Below are 15,280 nucleotides of genomic sequence, written 5' to 3'. Positions count from 1 at the left end.
GGCGCGGTAGGGTACCGGGATTTACCTAACGTTTCCGGCAGTAATTGCAATTCTCGCTCCGTCTTGCGGCCCCTTCGGCGAGCAGGCAATCACGAAGCGATAACTGCGGGAATTAGCGGCGAAAGTTCTGACACGCCGATGAGCGGCTATTGCAGGAGCTTCTCCCCGGTGCGGGCAGTGCGACCGCCGGGTGCCACACAAAAGAGCATCTGTAATAAAATGGGACGCAGTCACCGCAAGGCCAGTGGAGCCCTGCGCGGAACTGCGTCCCGGTGGAGAAGAGGTTCCTCAGCAACTACTGCAAACAAGGAGAACGTCGCCCGATAGCGTTGCCCGTGAACTAGAGTCCCCTCTTTGCGAAGGGTGTATTGACTGGGGATTTGCCTTTTTACCCCTTGCCGACAATAAACTCCCGGCCGGCATCCACCAGCGCCTGCAAGCGCTCCTCGCTGGAAGCCTCGCAGTACAGACGCACCACCGGCTCGGTCCCCGACTTGCGGAACAACAGCCAACTGCCGTCCTCGAGGATGAACTTGTTGCCGTCGACGGTGATCTTCTCCTTGACCGGCTCTCCGGCGAAGCTCGCCGGGGTCGCGGCGATCCGATCCGGGAACACCTCTTCCAGCTCCGGCGAAAGGGTCAAGTTGACCCTCTTGGTGAGGTAGCGGCCGACCTTGCTGTAAAGACGCTCCAAGAGCGCCTTGACCGGCATACCTTCGCGGGCCACCATCTCGGCGACCAGCAGGCAGGCGAGGATGCCGTCCTTCTCCGGGACGTGCCCCTTGATGGTGAGACCGGCGCTCTCTTCGCCGCCGATGATGATCTTGTCCTGGGCGATCAGTTCACCGACGAACTTGAAGCCGACCGGCGTCTCGTAAACCTTGATGTCGTGCATCTTGGCAACCGCGTCCACCAGGTGCGAGGTGGCGACCGAGCGTCCGACGCCCCCCTTCATCCCCTTGACCCGGACCAGGTAATCGAGCAGCAGCGCGATGATGTAATTGGGCTCGATGAAGGTGCCGTCGCCGTCCACGATGCCGAAGCGGTCCGCGTCGCCATCGGTGGCGATGCCGAGGGCAATCTCGGGATCCTGCTGCACCAGCTTGATGAAATCCTGGATGTACTTCTCGCTCGGCTCGGGCGGAAATCCGCCGAAATACGGGTCGCGGTTGGCGTTCATCTGCACCACCTTCACCCCGTGCGCCCTGAGCGGCTCAGCGAGGTACCCGCGCGCCGTTCCGTAGAGCGGGTTGACCGCGATAGTGCCGAGCTTTGCTATGGCGGCGAAATCCACCTTCTTGGCCAGGTCGTCCAGGTAATCCTGCATCGGGTCGATCTCCACCAGGAGCCCCTTCTTCATGGCTTCGTCAATGGAGCACTCGTTGTAGCAGATTTCCCCCAGCATCTCGTTGGCGCGGCGTTCGATGTCATTGGTGGTCTCCGGCAGGGCGGGTCCCCCCCAGGAGGGAGAGAACTTGATGCCGTTGTACTCGGGAGGGTTATGGCTGGCGGTGAAATTGATGGCGCCGGCGGTCTTGCGCCGGAGGATCTCGAAGGAGATGACCGGTGTGGGGGTATCGCGGACACAGAGGAAGGTGGTGATGCCTGAGCCGGTAAGGACGCGGGCTGCCTCCCGGGCAAAGGCCTCGCCCATGAAGCGGGAGTCGTACCCGACAATGATCCCCTTGCCCCCCTCACCGTTACTCTTAACGTGGTCGGCGATGGCCTGGGTGACGACCTTGACATTCTCAAAGATGAAATCTTCACACAAGATACCGCGCCAGCCGGAAGTGCCAAAAGTGATCCGCTGCATAAACCCTCCAGGATAATCGATAGTAAGGTCGCTTCAATCTGGCAGATCCCCCGCTTGACATCGATAACCTATCGAAAACAGGAGTACCAGGCGGCCCGATAAAATAATTACTAGAGATTAATCCAGACATCCTGTAGAGTCAAGTTTTCGCGAAAAAAGTGGGTTGACATTTTTCTTTCGAAATTGGTAGAGTGTTCTCTATCAACCGATTACGAAGCAATTGAGGAGGCTTAAACATGCAATGTCAAACCGTACTTCCTGGTGCAGAGTGCACTTTCTGGGGTAAACAGGGTTGTGTATTCACCGAAGGTTCCTGCCAGCCGATCGTGGAGAACTGCGAGGGTTGTGACAGGATCGTAGACGGCTCCATCGGGAAGGTTTGCAGCGCATACCCGGCTCCCGAGAAGAAGTGGGTCGGCGGTATCTGCAACTTCGCTTCCCACGTCAAGGTCGAGATCAAGACCGACGACGCCAAGATCAACCCGCTCAAGGCTTCCAAGAAAGCCGCAGGCGCCAAGAAGAAGAAGTAGTACCCACAGTAATTTGCTGTACCCTAAGAAGGGAGGACTCAGGTCCTCCCTTTTTTTTACCCACAACTTCAGTTCTGGAGGTGCGCGATGCCTTTCGACTTCCTGGCCTGCCCCGCCTGCGGGGCCAAGGTGAAACAGTACAAGAATCCTCTGCCGACCGTGGACGTGATCGTCGAACTCCCGGACGGGATCGTGCTCATCGAGCGCAAGAACGAGCCCTTTGGTTGGGCCATCCCCGGCGGCTTCGTCGATTATGGTGAAACGCTGGAGCATGCGGCGGTGCGGGAGATACAGGAAGAGATCTCCGTCGAGTTGGCAGAGAAGGATTTAAGGCTGTTGGGATGCTATTCCGACCCCGCCCGCGACAAGCGCAGCCACAACATCTCGACCGTCTACGTCGCCAAGGCTACCGGCACGCCCAAGGCGGGCGACGACGCGGCGGCGTTCGCCATTTTCCCCATTGATGCCCTCCCCCAGCCGCTCTGCTTCGACCACGCCAGGATACTGTCCGACTATCGCAGGAAAAAAGAAGCGGGAGCAATTTAAAAGCAGCCGACGGCGGAATTCAACGAAGAAGCCCTTCAACTTCCAGAAGCGATATCTGAATCGCGGAAAGTTGCGCTCAACTTCCAAAAAGATTTTTTCAAACGTCGGAAAGAAAAGTTCTCGTCCAAAAAGTTGGCGAGAACTTCTCGGACCGGAGTTTGAATTTCAAAAAGATTTTTTCAAACGTCGGAAAGAAAAGTTCTCGCCCAAAAAGTTGGCGAGAACTTCTCGGACCGGAGTTTGAATTCCAAAAAGATTTTTTCAAACGTCGGAAAGAAAAGTTCTCGCCCAAAAAGTTGGCGAGAACTTCACGGACCGGAGTTTGAATTCCAAAAAGATTTTTTCAAACGCCGGAAAGAAAAGTTCTCGCTCAAAAAGTTGGCGAGAACTTCACGGACCGGAGTTTGAATTTCAAAAAGATTTTTTCAAACGTCGGAAAGAAAAGTTCTCGCCCAAAAAGTTGGCGAGAACTTCACGGACCGGAGTTTGAATTCCAAAAAGATTTTTTCAAACGCCGGAAAGAAAAGTTCTCGCCCAAAAAGTTGGCGAGAACTTCTCGGACCGGAGTTTGAATTTCAAAAAGGTTTTTTCGAACGCCGAAAAGAGACGTTCACGCCCGAAAAAAAAAGCGATAGCGCGCCCCACCCTCGGTCCGATTCCCCCTTCCTATTCGAAAAACCGCAGTTTCGGCAAGCTCGGGATGAGTCCCATTTCGAAGGCGTACCTGAAGAACAGCCGCGCCCCTTCGAGATGCGCTTCGGTCAACTCGTACGAGATAGTCTGCCAGTAATCCACCAGCGCCTCCTCGCTGAGCCAGGCGCGCTCCTCGCACTGTGCCGCGATTTGGTCATAACTTGCATAAGCGAGTTTCTTCGCCGCCACCAGGTCATGGGCCAGCGCCGCCAGTTCGGCGCGCTTTTCCAGCGCAGCCTCGCGTCTCACGATCCAGAGGGCGAAGACGAAGGGGAGTCCGGTGAACTCGTGCCAGAGCTGCCCCAGGTCGTAACAGAAGTATCCGGAACCGGAGGCGGCGCCCTTTAGGGCGGCATCGCCAATCAGCAGCAGGCCGGGGTACTGCTCCAGCGCCTCGGAGAGCGGCAGCGTGGTCCGCTCGAAGCTGTTGGCGAAGCCGAATTTCCTGGCCAGCAGCACCTTCAAGAGGTTAACCGAGGTGTCGGACTCGGCGGTGAGGCCGATGGAGGCGCCGTCCAAATCCTCGACCGGGACCCGGGAGAAGAGGAACACGCTCTTAACGGGACCGATGGCGCTGATGGAGAGCTCCGGAAGCAGGCAATACTGCTCGTGCGCCATGGCGTACTCGATGGAGGAGGAAGGACTAAGGTCGATCTCGCCGGCGCGCAGCATGGCGTTCAGGCGCGCCGGGACACCGTCCACGAAGCGGTAGCCGGTGCAGTCGAAATGGGAAGCGAGAGCGGTGAAGATGGGGGTGCAGTTAGCGTACTTGATGTGTCCTATGTTGATGGTCACGGCAAACTCCGGGATGAGACTGAGGCAAAAGGAAAAGGCGAGAGGAACTCTCGCCTTTTCAGGTATATCTCGAACAACCAGTTGTTATTCTTCGGAAACGGAAACGGTGTCCTCGTACAGCTCCGCGGACATGAGGAGGTTCAGCTCCTCGGCGTCGGCCATCTCGATGACGACCAGCCAGCCTGCGTCGTAGGGATCGTCGTTGACGAACTCGGGTGCGGTGCCAAGCTCCGAATTCACCTCGAGCACGGTGCCGGACAACGGCGCGTAGAGGTCCGCCACGGTCTTTCTCGCCTCGATGGAGCCGAAGGAATCGTCCTGCTCCAGTTCGTCTCCCGGCTCGGGAAGCTCGACCGAGGTTACGTTGCCCAACTCGACCTGCGCGTAATCGGTGACGCCGATGACGGCACGATCGCCCTCGACGCGGACCCACAGGTGCTCTTTGCTGTACTTAAGCTCTTCTGGAAAGTCCATAGCTTACTCCAATACCAGCCTTTCGATGAAGCCGGTGTCTATGTTCCCTTCTATGAAGTCCTTGTTGGCCATGATCCGCTTGTGGAACGGGATGGTGGTCTTGATGCCGTCAACGATGTACTCGTCAAGCGCGCGTGCCATGCGCTTGATGGCCTCTTCCCTGGTGTCCGCGTGCACGATGAGCTTGGCGATCAGGGAATCATAGTGCGGGACGACGGTGTAGTTGGTGTACACGAACGAGTCGACGCGGACGCCGAGCCCTCCCGGGGTGTGGTGATCGGTGATCTTGCCGGGGCACGGGGTGAACTTCACCGAGTCTTCGGCGTTGATGCGGCACTCGATGGCGTGCCCCTTGATCTTGATGTCGTCCTGGGTGTAGCGGAGCTTCTCGCCGTAGGCGGAGCGGATCTGCTCCTTGACGATGTCGACGCCGGTGATCATCTCGGTCACCGGGTGCTCCACCTGCACGCGGGTGTTCATCTCCATGAAGTAGAAGTTGTTGTTCTTGTCGACCAGAAACTCCATGGTCCCCACGCTGTTGTAGTTGACGGCCTTGGCCGCGGCAACCGCGGCGTCGCCCATCGCCTTCCTGAGCTCGGGGGTGGAGACGGTGGAGGGAGCCTCCTCGATCACCTTCTGGTGACGGCGCTGGATGGAGCAGTCGCGCTCGCCCAGGTGGATGACGTTGCCGTGCTTGTCGGCCAGGACCTGGATCTCGACGTGGCGCGGATTCTCGCAGTAACGCTCGATGTAGACTTCCGGGTTGCCGAAGCCGCTCTGCGCCTCGGTTCTCGCGGTCATGAACGCGTTGGGGAGGGCCGCCGGGGAGTGCACGATCTTCATGCCGCGCCCGCCGCCCCCTGCCGTCGCCTTGATGATGACCGGGAAGCCGATTTCCTTGGCGACCTTGATCGCCTCGGTGACGTCGTGAACCCCTTCCTTGGTGCCCGGAAGGATGGGCACGCCGACCTTGATGACCGCCTGGCGGGCGGAGATCTTGTCGCCCATGATGCGCATGCTCTCGGCGGTGGGGCCGATGAAGGTGATGCCGCACTTCTCGCAGATCTCGGCGAATCTCGGGTTTTCCGAAAGGAAACCGTAGCCGGGGTGGATCGCCTCCGCGTCGGTCAGTTCGGCCGCGGAGATGATGGCGTTGATGTTCAGGTAGCTGGAGAGGCTCGGGGCCGGACCGATGCAGACGCTCTCGTCGGCGAGCTTCACGTGCAGCGACTCGGCGTCGGCGGTGGAGTAGACGGCGACCGTCTTGATCCCCATTTCCTTGCAAGTCCTGATGATCCGGAGGGCGATCTCCCCCCGGTTGGCGATAAGAATTTTATGAAACATGATGTCTCCGAAAAACAGGTTGAGGTTGAGGTTATCTCAATCTGCCTTAAAGCTTCTCCACCACGAACAGGGTGTCGCCGTACTCGACCGGCTGCGCGTTCTCCTTGCAGATCTTGAGGATCTTGCACTTGAACTCGGCCTCGATCTCGTTCATGAGCTTCATCGCCTCGACGATGCAGAGGACCTGCCCTTTCTCGACAACCTGGCCTACTTCCACGAAGGGAGCGGCGTCCGGAGCCGGAGCGCGGTAGAAGGTGCCGACGATGGGGGAGGTGATGACGTCGCCCTGCTCCTTCTCGGCAGCAGCCGGAGCGGCTGCGGCGGGTGCGGCAGCCGGAGCTGCGGGAGCGGCGGGAGCGGCCGGAGCGTACTGGTAGGCGACGGGCGCCTGCATCTGGAACTGGGGCGCGCTGCAGCCCCTCTTGATGACTACCTTGTCATCAGCGTTCTCCAGCTCGAACTCGGTGATGTCGGTCTCCGTTACCATCTTGATCAGCATCTTCAGGTCTTTTATATCCACATCATTCTCCTTTTCTTCACTTTATTGCATGGTTAAAGGCCCACCGATCTACGCCGGCCAGGCCCGCCTAAAACTCTCAGAGGATCATCAATTCCTTGGGGACCCTGGTGATGGGCCGGCAGCAGTTATGCTCGACCACCACGGTGTCCTCGATGCGCACCCCGCCCCACCCGGGGATGTAGATCCCGGGCTCGATGGTGAACACCATCCCTTCCTGGATCACCTGTTTGCTGCGCGGCGAGGCCGTGGGATGCTCGTGGATGTCGATGCCGACTCCGTGTCCGAGGCCGTGCCCGAAATAGTCGCCGTACCCTTTTGCCCCGATGTGGTCGCGCGCCTTGGCGTCCAGGTCACGGAAACTGAGGCCCGGATGCACCGCATCCAGGGCCGCCCGCTGGGCCGCCAAAACCGTCTCGTACACCTCGCGCTGTTTCGCGTCGGGCTGTCCCAGGCAGACCGTCACCGTCTCGTCCGAGCAGTAGCCGCGGTAGATGGCGCCGTAGTCGATGGTGACCAGCTCTCCCGCCACCAGCTTCTTATCGGAGGCCCGGCCGTGCGGCAGTGCGCCGCGCTCGCCTGACGCGACGATGAAGTCGAAGGATTTCCCCTCCGCCCCCCGCTCCCGCATGGCGACTTCCAGCATCCAGGCCACTTCGTTTTCGATCATCCCCGGCTTTAATCGCGCCACGGTCTCGAGGAGCGCTTCCGAGGCGATCGCCGCCACCCGCTCGAGGATCTCCAGTTCGCCGGCGTCCTTCACCGTCCTCAACCCCACCATCTCGGTGTCGGCGGACAGGTACTCGATCTTCGGCGTCTTGCCGCAAAGCTCCTGGTAGAAAGCGACTGTGGTGGAGCCGGCTTCGAAGGCCACCTTGGTCGCGCCGCTTTGTTGCAGCAGTTCGACCAGTGTCTCCATCCGGTTCGAGAACTCGATAACCTTCGCGCCCGTGACCTCGGCGCCAGCCTGTGAGGTGTAACGGGAGTCGGTGAGAAACCACCCGTCGTCTGGAGAGAGTAGCAGCAGCCCCTCGCTGCCGGTGAACCCGGTCAGGTACCGTATGTTGCTCAAATTGAGGACCAGCAACAGATCGGCATCCAGTCGTTTCAGGCATTCTCGGGCCGCAAGGATTCTGTTACCTATCATAATTCCGTCCGTAAGACAATCTTATTTTCCCAGCCGTTTGGCGAGGGCGCGCAGCCCCAAAAGGTAGCTGTCAGGGCCGAAACCGCAGATCTGACCGACCGCTACCGGGGCTATGAAACTGTGGCTTCGGAAGGGCTCCCGGGCGTGCACGTTGGAGAGGTGGACCTCGACGGCGGGGAGCGCTGTGGCGGCGATGGCGTCACGGATGGCGACGCTGGTGTGGGTGTAGGCTGCGGGGTTGATCAGGATGCCCTGGCATTTCCCCATGGCCCCCTGGATGGCGTCCACGAGGGCACCTTCGCTGTTGCTCTGCACGATGTCGAGCTCCAGCGACAGCTCGCAGGCAAGCTCAGTGAGCGCCTGGTTGATCCCCTCCAGGGTGGTGGTGCCGTAGACCCCCGGTTCCCGGATCCCCAAAAGGTTAAGGTTCGGCCCGTGCAGGACCAGGATCCTGGCGGCGCTCATTGCAGCGACTCCCGGAAACCGGGGGCCGCGCGTTTCAGGAGGAAGCGGGCCTTGCCGAAGTTGCCGTCGGAGGGGAGCACCAGTGCGGCGAAGAAGTCGTCGCTGATGCCGCGCACGATGATGCAGCACTTCTCCGTGATGATGGAAACTTCCTCCAGCTCACCGGTCTTGAGCACGCCCACGGTCCGTTTGATCTCCTTCAGGACGGAAGCGTACTCGATGGTCATGGTCTGCACGTCGAGACCTGCGGCCTCGCGCAGGTACTCGTCGATGGCGATGCCGTCGTACCCCATGATGACGCCACCCAGGCCGCCACTCTCCTCGACGATCCCCTTGAGAATTCCCTTAAACCCCATCTTTTCTTCTCCTTATGTTTTCCAGCCAGCGTTGCAGCGAGCTCTCCAGGTCTGCGCCCTCATCCGGCTCCCCCAACTCGTGGGGCCGCTCGAGCGGCGCCGATTCCAACTGCGCGGGCGATTCCATCCCGCCGGCAGTGATGGGAGCGGCGGTCCGCTCCACGGTGATGGGCACCTCCATGGCCACCGGCTCGTCAATGACATCGAAAGCTGCAGGCGCGGCCGGTGCTGCCGGTGCCGCGGGTGTGACCACAGCGGCGGGGGGCGCGGGAGCCGCCGTGACAGCCGCAGTCTCGGCGGACGCCGCGTGCGCCGGTGCCACCTGCTGCGACTGTTTTTGTTCCAGGAGCTCCTCGCACCGGAGCCAGTACTGCTGGTTTTCAGGGTGCGCCGCGATCAGCTCGCGGTAGATCCCGATAGCCTTGTCCAGGAAGCCCTGGGAGACGTAGAGTTCCGCCAACGTCGCCGTGGTGAGGGGATCCGGAACGGCAGCACGCGGTTGGGACGCGGCGGGGGCGGGCACGTCGGAGAGCTCTTCCAGGTCTTCGATGGCCCAGATGTCCTCCATGGCGTCATCTGTCGCTGCCGCGGAGGGCGCGGCGGTCGGGGCCGGGACGGCCCGGGGGGGAGCGGTCGCGGCTACCGGCTCATCATCCGGCTCCTCGTCGAGTACTTCCAGCTCCTCGATGATCTCAAGCTCTTCGAGCACTTCCTCCTCGGGCGCCGCCGCGGGGATGGGAGCCGGAGCCGAGGCAATGGAATTGAGCAGCATGGTGCTCTCCAGGTCCTCGGGATCGCTCTCCAGCAACTGCCCCAGCACCTCGCGCGCGCGCGACAGTTCACCCACCTCGACGTAGAGCTGGCTCAGCAATTTCATTGCCTGGAGGTGGTCGGGCTTGAGGGCGATCGCCTTCTCCAAGGCGAGCCGTGCCTCCTGCGTCATCCCCTTCGCGTAACAGGCGTTGCCCAGGGCGACGAATCCGAGGGCGTACTCCGGGTGCGCCGCGCATCCCTTCTGGGCCACGGAGACGGCGTCGTCCAAGAGGCCGAGCTTCCGGTACAGGTCGGAGAGCGGTGCGAAGCAGAGGGATTTCCCGTCCGCCGCCAGCATGTCTTCGTAGCGCTGAATCTCAGTCCAAAACGATAACGCGTCCTCTACCATGTCACGCTCCTATGCGCAGATCTCCAGAAGTGCCTTGAGGTCGGTGACCCTTTCCATCTTGTAGGCGCCGATGCCGCGGTTGCAAATGAAGAGCAGTCCCTTGTCGCGCACCTTCTTGTCGTGGGAGAGAGCCTCCACGTACTTTTCGCACGGGAACAAGGGGAGCTCGGCCGGCAGCCCCAGCGCTGCGATGAGCGCCTCGATCCGGTCACGGTCGGCCTGGCTGCAGTAGCCGAAATGCTGGGAGATCTTGGCGGCCTGAACCATGCCGATGGCCACCGCCTCCCCGTGCAGGTAGCTGGTGTATTCGGTGAGGGTCTCGACGGCATGCCCGAGGGTGTGGCCGTAGTTCAGGACCGCGCGTACCCCCCCTTCCCTCTCGTCCACCGCCACCACCTTGGCCTTGATGGAGCAACTGCGGGCGACGGCCTCGATCAGGGCGTCCTTGTCGCGGGCGAGCAGCGCGGCGACGTTCGCCTCGAGGAACCTGAAGAAGTCGCCGTCCAGCACGGCGCCGTACTTGACGATCTCCCCCAACCCGGCGCGGAACTCCCGCTCCGGCAGCGTGTCCAGGGTCATCACGTCGATCAGTACCGCCTTGGGCTGGTAGAAGGCGCCAATCAGGTTCTTGCCACGGGGGTGGTTGATGCCGGTCTTCCCCCCGACGCTCGAGTCGACCTGGGACAAGAGCGTGGTGGGGAGCTGCACGAAGGGGATGCCGCGCAGGTAACTCGCCGCGGCGAAGCCGGCCATGTCCCCGATCACGCCGCCCCCCAGGGCGATAATGAAGGAGCCGCGATCGAGCGAGGCGTCGACGAGGGCGTCGTAGATCTGGTTCAGCGTGGCGCTGTTCTTGTACGCCTCACCGTCGGGAAGCGATACCAGGAGCACCTGGTACCCCGCCGCTTCCATGGAGGCGCGCACCGACTCGTAGTAAAGCGGTGCGACGGTGGTATTGGATACGACGGCCGCGGTGCCCGTCAGTCCCAGTTCGCGGCAGAGGGTGCCGACGGTTCCGAGGATGCCGGCGCCAAGTTGTATGTCGTAGCTCCGCTCTCCGAGAGCAACTTTGATCTGTTGGACGTTCACAAGGACCCCTTGCAGAAATCTAGTACTTCATCGGCAACCGTCGCGATCTCCTTGCCGGTGGTGTCGATCCGGACATCGGCGTCGGCGTAGAATTGCTCGCGGCCGTCCAGCATGGTGCGAATTTTCAATGCCGATGCGTCATCGGCCAGCAAGGGCCGCTCGCTGTCACCGCTCACCCGCTGCGCGATGGACTCCACGGTTGCGGTCAGGTTAACGATGCAGCCATGGCTGCGCATCACGGCGCGATTGGCGGGCGCGATCACCACGCCGCCCCCGGTAGAAACCACCTGAGCCGAACCGTTGGCCACCCGTGCCAGCGTTTTGGACTCCAGCGCCCGGAAGGAGGGCTCGCCCTCTTCGGCAAAGATCTCTTTGATGCTCCGCCCCGCCTCCTGGACGATGACTTGGTCCAGATCGACGAAGGACCACCCCAGCCGCTGCGCCAGCACTTGGCCTACGCTGGTCTTGCCGCACCCCATGAAGCCGGTGAGAAAAATATTTTCGAAACTCACAAAAAACCTCTAACGCAAAGACCCAAAAGACATCAAGCAAAAGGCATATTGGGTAACGCAAAGACGCAGAGACGCTAAGACAGAACAAAAGACAAAAACATTTTGGGTTAAGACCCTGATTATCTGTGTTCTTTGCGCCTTTGCGGCTTTGCGTTAATAACTTTGTCTTTAAAACTCCCGCAGGTACTCGATGTAGGACGAGTAGTTCCTGGCGGTCTCTGCGACGGAATCGCCGCCGAACTTCTCCATGAAGGCGTTGGCGATTTCGACGGCGACCACGGCTTCGGCGACTACCGAAGCGGCGGGCACCGCGCAGCAGTCCGAGCGCTCAACGGTCGCCTCGAACGGCTCCTTGGTGAGGATGTCGACCGACTTGAGCGGCGTGTACAGGGTCGGGATCGGCTTCATGGCGCCGAAAACCACGATCTCCTCGCCGTTGGTGATCCCGCCCTCCAGGCCGCCGGCCCGGTTGGTGTTGCGGTAGAAGCCGGTCTTCTCGCCGCGCGCCATGCGCTGCTCGTCGAAGTAGATCTCGTCGTGCACCTGGGATCCCGGGAGTCGCGCCGTCTCGAAACCCGCGCCGATCTCTACCCCCTTGAATGCCTGGATGCTCATGACGGCCGCGGCTAAACGCGCGTCCAGCCTGCGGTCCCACTGGACATGGCTGCCAAGACCCACCGGCACACCGGTCACCCTCACCTCGACCACACCACCCAGGGTGTCGCCCGCTGCCTTGGCGCGGTCGATGGCCTCGACCATCTCGATCTCGGCCCTGGCGTCATAGGTATAAACCGGCGAGGACGCGATGGCGTCCTGCAGCGCCTTTACGGAGAGATCGGGACGCTCCGCCTTCACCCCGCCCAATTCCACCACGCAGCCGGTCACGGCGATGCCGAAGCGGGCCAGGTAAGCCTTGGCGACGGCACCTACCGCGACACGAACCGCGGTTTCCCTCGCGCTGGAGCGCTCCAGGATGTTGCGCACGTCCTTGTGGGCGTATTTCATGGCGCCGGGCAGGTCGGCGTGTCCCGGGCGTGCGCGGGTGACGCGGATGGAATCGTCTCGGTGCTCCGCGTTGACCGACATGCGCTGTTCCCAGTTCACCCAATCCGAGTTTTCCACCACCAGCGTGATGGGTGAGCCGAGGGTCTCGCCCCAGCGCACGCCGGAGCGGATGCTGGCCCGGTCGGTTTCAATCTTCATGCGGCCGCCACGGCCGTACCCCCCCTGCCTGCGCAACAGGTCGGCGTTGATGTCGCTTTCGGTGAGCTTCAACCCGGAGGGGATCCCTTCGATGATGGCGGTCAACTGCGGTCCGTGGGATTCGCCCGCGGTAAGGTATCTGAACATGCCTGCTCCTACAATTGGTAAAGTAGCGGTGCTGCGAACTGAATCAGTTACTGTCGTAATGGGATCGTAGTTGAGGACTTAGGTAAACGAATGCCAGGGGTTCCCCTGGCATTCATTGGTCAAGGTCTAGCTGTATCAGGCGTTGGATCCGGTTAGAAGTTACCTGACACTGCTATCAGTTTTGTGGTCTGAAGCCCCTTCGGTGTTGTTACAGTTATGGTGATGTAGCCGGATTGCGCCTTGGGCGTATCCGAACCGGCAAGGTTGAAGGAGAGAGTGACCCCGTACCCTACGTTCATGGGGACCGTGTAGCTGGTGTTACCCGTGAGCGTGCCGAAAGGAGCTGAGGTTACGATGGTAGTTCCCGAAGGCATGGTGTTGCCGTTGAGATCCCTAACGGTAACCGTGAAAGTTCCCGGCGCCAGCAGCGTATTGGTTGAGGTCGTTATGTTCGCGCCTGAAGTCGACATGACCAGAACGGAGTTGCTGAAAACGTTTTTGGAGATCGGCGCGCCACTGTTGCCGCTACCCTGGAGGACACCGTTGTATTTCCCGTCACCAGTGTTGTAAATGCCATCGTTGTTGAAATCGATGAAGGTTTCGTTGGCATCGTGGACTCCATTTTCGTTGTCATCCCGGAAGGCCTCCGGGTCGTCCTGGAGGGTGTCGATGCCCACGTCGGCAAGCCCGTTGCCGTTGAGATCAAGGAAGTATTCCTCACCGACTGCATAGGCAAGTATCACAGCACGGCCTTCACCCAAGGCGCCACCAGCGATGCTCGGACGTGGATTCTGGCTGGTCCAGGTGACGGTGCAGGCGCCCTTGACGGTGACGCAGGAAGGTTCGATGGAACCGCCGGAAGTGGTGAAGGAAACGGCCGTACCGTCCGGGACCGGGTTGTGGAAATGGTCTGAGAGACGAGCGGTGACCGTGGAGGTGACCCCATCGTAGTTGAACGCCTCCGCGTTCATGTTGCCCAGGGAAACAGAGAAGCCATCCTGCGCGGGAACACCGGTGGACACGGTGAGTTTGTCCGACTGCGTGGTAAGTGTGGCAGTCCCGACAGTGGTGGAAGCCGTAACACGGACCGGTGTCGCAATAACACCTGACTGGACTCTGGTGCTGACCAGGCCATTGGTATCGGTGCTGCCAGTTGTGGTGGATAGCGCCAGCCCGCCGACATTGGTATTGAGCGAGAAGGTCACTGCCTGGTTTGCTTTGGGGTTACCAACGGTATCAAGAACCTTGAACGTGACAAGGGAGCTGTCTTGCACCCCGACTCCCCCCATTCCTTTCAGACCTATGGCAGAGGGCGTCGCGGAGACAAAAGAGATAGATGCGGCCGTCAAAGGAATGACATTAAGGGTTATCGTCTTCGACGAACCGGCTATCGAGGCGGTAATGGTGTCATCACCGGCTGCAGTCACGGCAGTATAGGTCGTAGAGGCTACACCATTCACGGTCGAGACCGGAGAGTTGATGGTGGCCTTGCCCTGACCTGTCATGGTCGACGTGAAGACCACGTCAACGGCCTGCGCAGTATAAGGGTTGTTATTAACGTCGAGCACGTCTACGGCGACACCCTGACTGCTGCCGTAGTTGATCGAGCCGCCGACGTTATCGACGAGCCTGAGGTTGGCAAGGTGCAGCGGCGGAAGGTTAACGCTGAACAGCGCGGTGTTGGAAACCAGTTTGTTATCAATCATGGCGGAGGCAGTTATTTGCCCTTGCCCCGATGTAGATCCAGCAGTGAGTTTAACAGTGGCTACACCGTTTTGGTCGGTCCGAATGCCGGAAGCCGGCGTAAGAGTCCCGTTGGTGGTGGAAAAATTTACTGCATAGCCAGCGGCGGGGCTTCCGTCGACCTTCTTGAAAGTAACGGTTGCCGTGGTGCTGCCCCCGATGTCAAGGGAGGAACTGTCCAGGACCATGTTTGCGTTGGACGACCCGATGGTAATAGTCGAACCGTTGGTACCAGAGTTGCCGGAACCGGAACAGCCTGAAAACAGGGGCACCAGGGCCACGAGCACAAGCAATGACAATCTTAACAACTGGCGCGTTATCATAAAGTATGTTCCTTTACAGAGCAGATAGCTCGATAATAGTTGGTGCACTTCTAAGCCCGTCGACGGTTGCAATGATAGTCACAGCTATCGCTTCGTTGATTTGGGTGAAGGATCTCGGCAGATCATAGGCGGTGCCGCTGTCATCAGTAATAGCCGTATACGAGGCTGTCTGAACTACACCTGAAGCGCTACGTGCCGTATAGGTAAAGGTTATTGGGATGCCTTGAAATTTTTTTGCGGTGGTATTGCTGTACACAGCACTCGCGGTGACGACATGCGTGCCAGCAACCAAATTTGAACTGGCAGCAAGAGTTAGGGTTCCATTGGTCCCGCTGTCCCCGCCGCTACCGCACCCGCCGATAGCAAAAAGAAAAACTACCAGGACCAAAATACCGCTCAAACGTCTTAACATATACATTTT

General features: G+C 60.1%; 16 protein-coding genes. 2 read left to right on the top strand and 14 right to left on the bottom strand.

Features of this window, described 5'->3' with window-relative positions; all coding sequences use genetic code 11:
- Positions 1–388: 388 nt before the first annotated feature.
- Entirely contained in the window at positions 389–1,813 is a 1,425-nt protein-coding gene (locus KOL99_RS10380; RefSeq protein ID WP_216510409.1) for a phosphoglucomutase/phosphomannomutase family protein, read from the bottom strand.
- Between the two features lie 236 nt (positions 1,814–2,049).
- On the opposite strand from KOL99_RS10380, the gene KOL99_RS10375 reads away from it, so the two are divergent.
- Both KOL99_RS10375 and KOL99_RS10370 read left to right on the top strand, forming a co-directional pair.
- Positions 2,050–2,343, top strand: coding sequence for a PxxKW family cysteine-rich protein (locus KOL99_RS10375; RefSeq protein WP_216497773.1), 294 nt, complete (start codon positions 2,050–2,052; stop codon positions 2,341–2,343).
- An 87-nt stretch (positions 2,344–2,430) separates the two neighbouring features.
- Positions 2,431–2,889 carry an NUDIX domain-containing protein gene (locus KOL99_RS10370; RefSeq protein ID WP_216510408.1) on the top strand — a complete coding sequence of 153 codons (459 nt, stop codon included), beginning with the start codon at positions 2,431–2,433 and terminating at the stop codon, positions 2,887–2,889.
- A gap of 666 nt (positions 2,890–3,555) precedes the next feature.
- Here the strand turns inward: KOL99_RS10370 and KOL99_RS10365 are convergent.
- From KOL99_RS10365 to KOL99_RS10305, 13 genes are all read right to left on the bottom strand, one after another.
- Positions 3,556–4,377, bottom strand: coding sequence for a menaquinone biosynthetic enzyme MqnA/MqnD family protein (locus KOL99_RS10365; protein ID WP_216510407.1), 822 nt, complete (start codon positions 4,375–4,377; stop codon positions 3,556–3,558).
- Between the two features lie 84 nt (positions 4,378–4,461).
- Positions 4,462–4,851: a glycine cleavage system protein GcvH gene (gene gcvH, locus KOL99_RS10360; RefSeq protein ID WP_216510406.1), complete on the bottom strand. Its 390-nt coding sequence runs from the start codon at positions 4,849–4,851 to the stop codon at positions 4,462–4,464.
- A 3-nt stretch (positions 4,852–4,854) separates the two neighbouring features.
- Entirely contained in the window at positions 4,855–6,195 is a 1,341-nt protein-coding gene (accC, locus tag KOL99_RS10355; RefSeq protein ID WP_216510405.1) for an acetyl-CoA carboxylase biotin carboxylase subunit, read from the bottom strand.
- 46 nt (positions 6,196–6,241) lie between these two features.
- Positions 6,242–6,715 carry an acetyl-CoA carboxylase biotin carboxyl carrier protein gene (gene accB, locus KOL99_RS10350; RefSeq protein WP_216510404.1) on the bottom strand — a complete coding sequence of 158 codons (474 nt, stop codon included), beginning with the start codon at positions 6,713–6,715 and terminating at the stop codon, positions 6,242–6,244.
- Between the two features lie 76 nt (positions 6,716–6,791).
- Positions 6,792–7,859, bottom strand: a complete 1,068-nt coding sequence (locus tag KOL99_RS10345) for a M24 family metallopeptidase (protein ID WP_216510403.1) — start codon at positions 7,857–7,859, stop codon at positions 6,792–6,794.
- Between the two features lie 21 nt (positions 7,860–7,880).
- Positions 7,881–8,324, bottom strand: coding sequence for a type II 3-dehydroquinate dehydratase (aroQ, locus tag KOL99_RS10340; protein WP_216510402.1), 444 nt, complete (start codon positions 8,322–8,324; stop codon positions 7,881–7,883).
- Positions 8,321–8,680, bottom strand: coding sequence for a roadblock/LC7 domain-containing protein (locus tag KOL99_RS10335; RefSeq protein WP_216510401.1), 360 nt, complete (start codon positions 8,678–8,680; stop codon positions 8,321–8,323). Before KOL99_RS10335 ends, aroQ begins: the two co-directional genes overlap by 4 nt.
- Positions 8,670–9,842, bottom strand: coding sequence for a tetratricopeptide repeat protein (locus KOL99_RS10330; protein ID WP_216510400.1), 1,173 nt, complete (start codon positions 9,840–9,842; stop codon positions 8,670–8,672). Before KOL99_RS10330 ends, KOL99_RS10335 begins: the two co-directional genes overlap by 11 nt.
- Positions 9,843–9,851: 9 nt before the next feature.
- On the bottom strand, positions 9,852–10,931 hold the full coding sequence (gene aroB, locus KOL99_RS10325) for a 3-dehydroquinate synthase (protein WP_216510399.1): 1,080 nt from the start codon (positions 10,929–10,931) through the stop codon (positions 9,852–9,854).
- Positions 10,928–11,443: a shikimate kinase gene (locus tag KOL99_RS10320; RefSeq protein ID WP_328760110.1), complete on the bottom strand. Its 516-nt coding sequence runs from the start codon at positions 11,441–11,443 to the stop codon at positions 10,928–10,930. The genes aroB and KOL99_RS10320 overlap by 4 nt, the downstream gene beginning before the upstream one ends.
- 168 nt (positions 11,444–11,611) lie before the next feature.
- The gene (aroC, locus tag KOL99_RS10315) at positions 11,612–12,793 is read right to left on the bottom strand and encodes a chorismate synthase (protein WP_216510398.1); all 1,182 of its coding nucleotides are present in this window, start codon (positions 12,791–12,793) and stop codon (positions 11,612–11,614) included.
- A gap of 152 nt (positions 12,794–12,945) precedes the next feature.
- Positions 12,946–14,859 (bottom strand): Ig-like domain-containing protein, encoded by a 1,914-nt coding sequence (locus KOL99_RS10310; RefSeq protein WP_216510397.1) that lies wholly within the window; start codon positions 14,857–14,859, stop codon positions 12,946–12,948.
- 13 nt (positions 14,860–14,872) lie between these two features.
- Positions 14,873–15,271: a hypothetical protein gene (locus KOL99_RS10305; RefSeq protein ID WP_216510396.1), complete on the bottom strand. Its 399-nt coding sequence runs from the start codon at positions 15,269–15,271 to the stop codon at positions 14,873–14,875.
- Positions 15,272–15,280 lie beyond the last annotated feature (9 nt).

It is taken from the genome of Geomonas azotofigens (genome assembly GCF_018919395.1).
Classification (GTDB): Bacteria; Desulfobacterota; Desulfuromonadia; order Geobacterales; family Geobacteraceae; genus Geomonas; species Geomonas azotofigens.
This window is presented reverse-complemented; position numbering and strand designations above follow the sequence as displayed.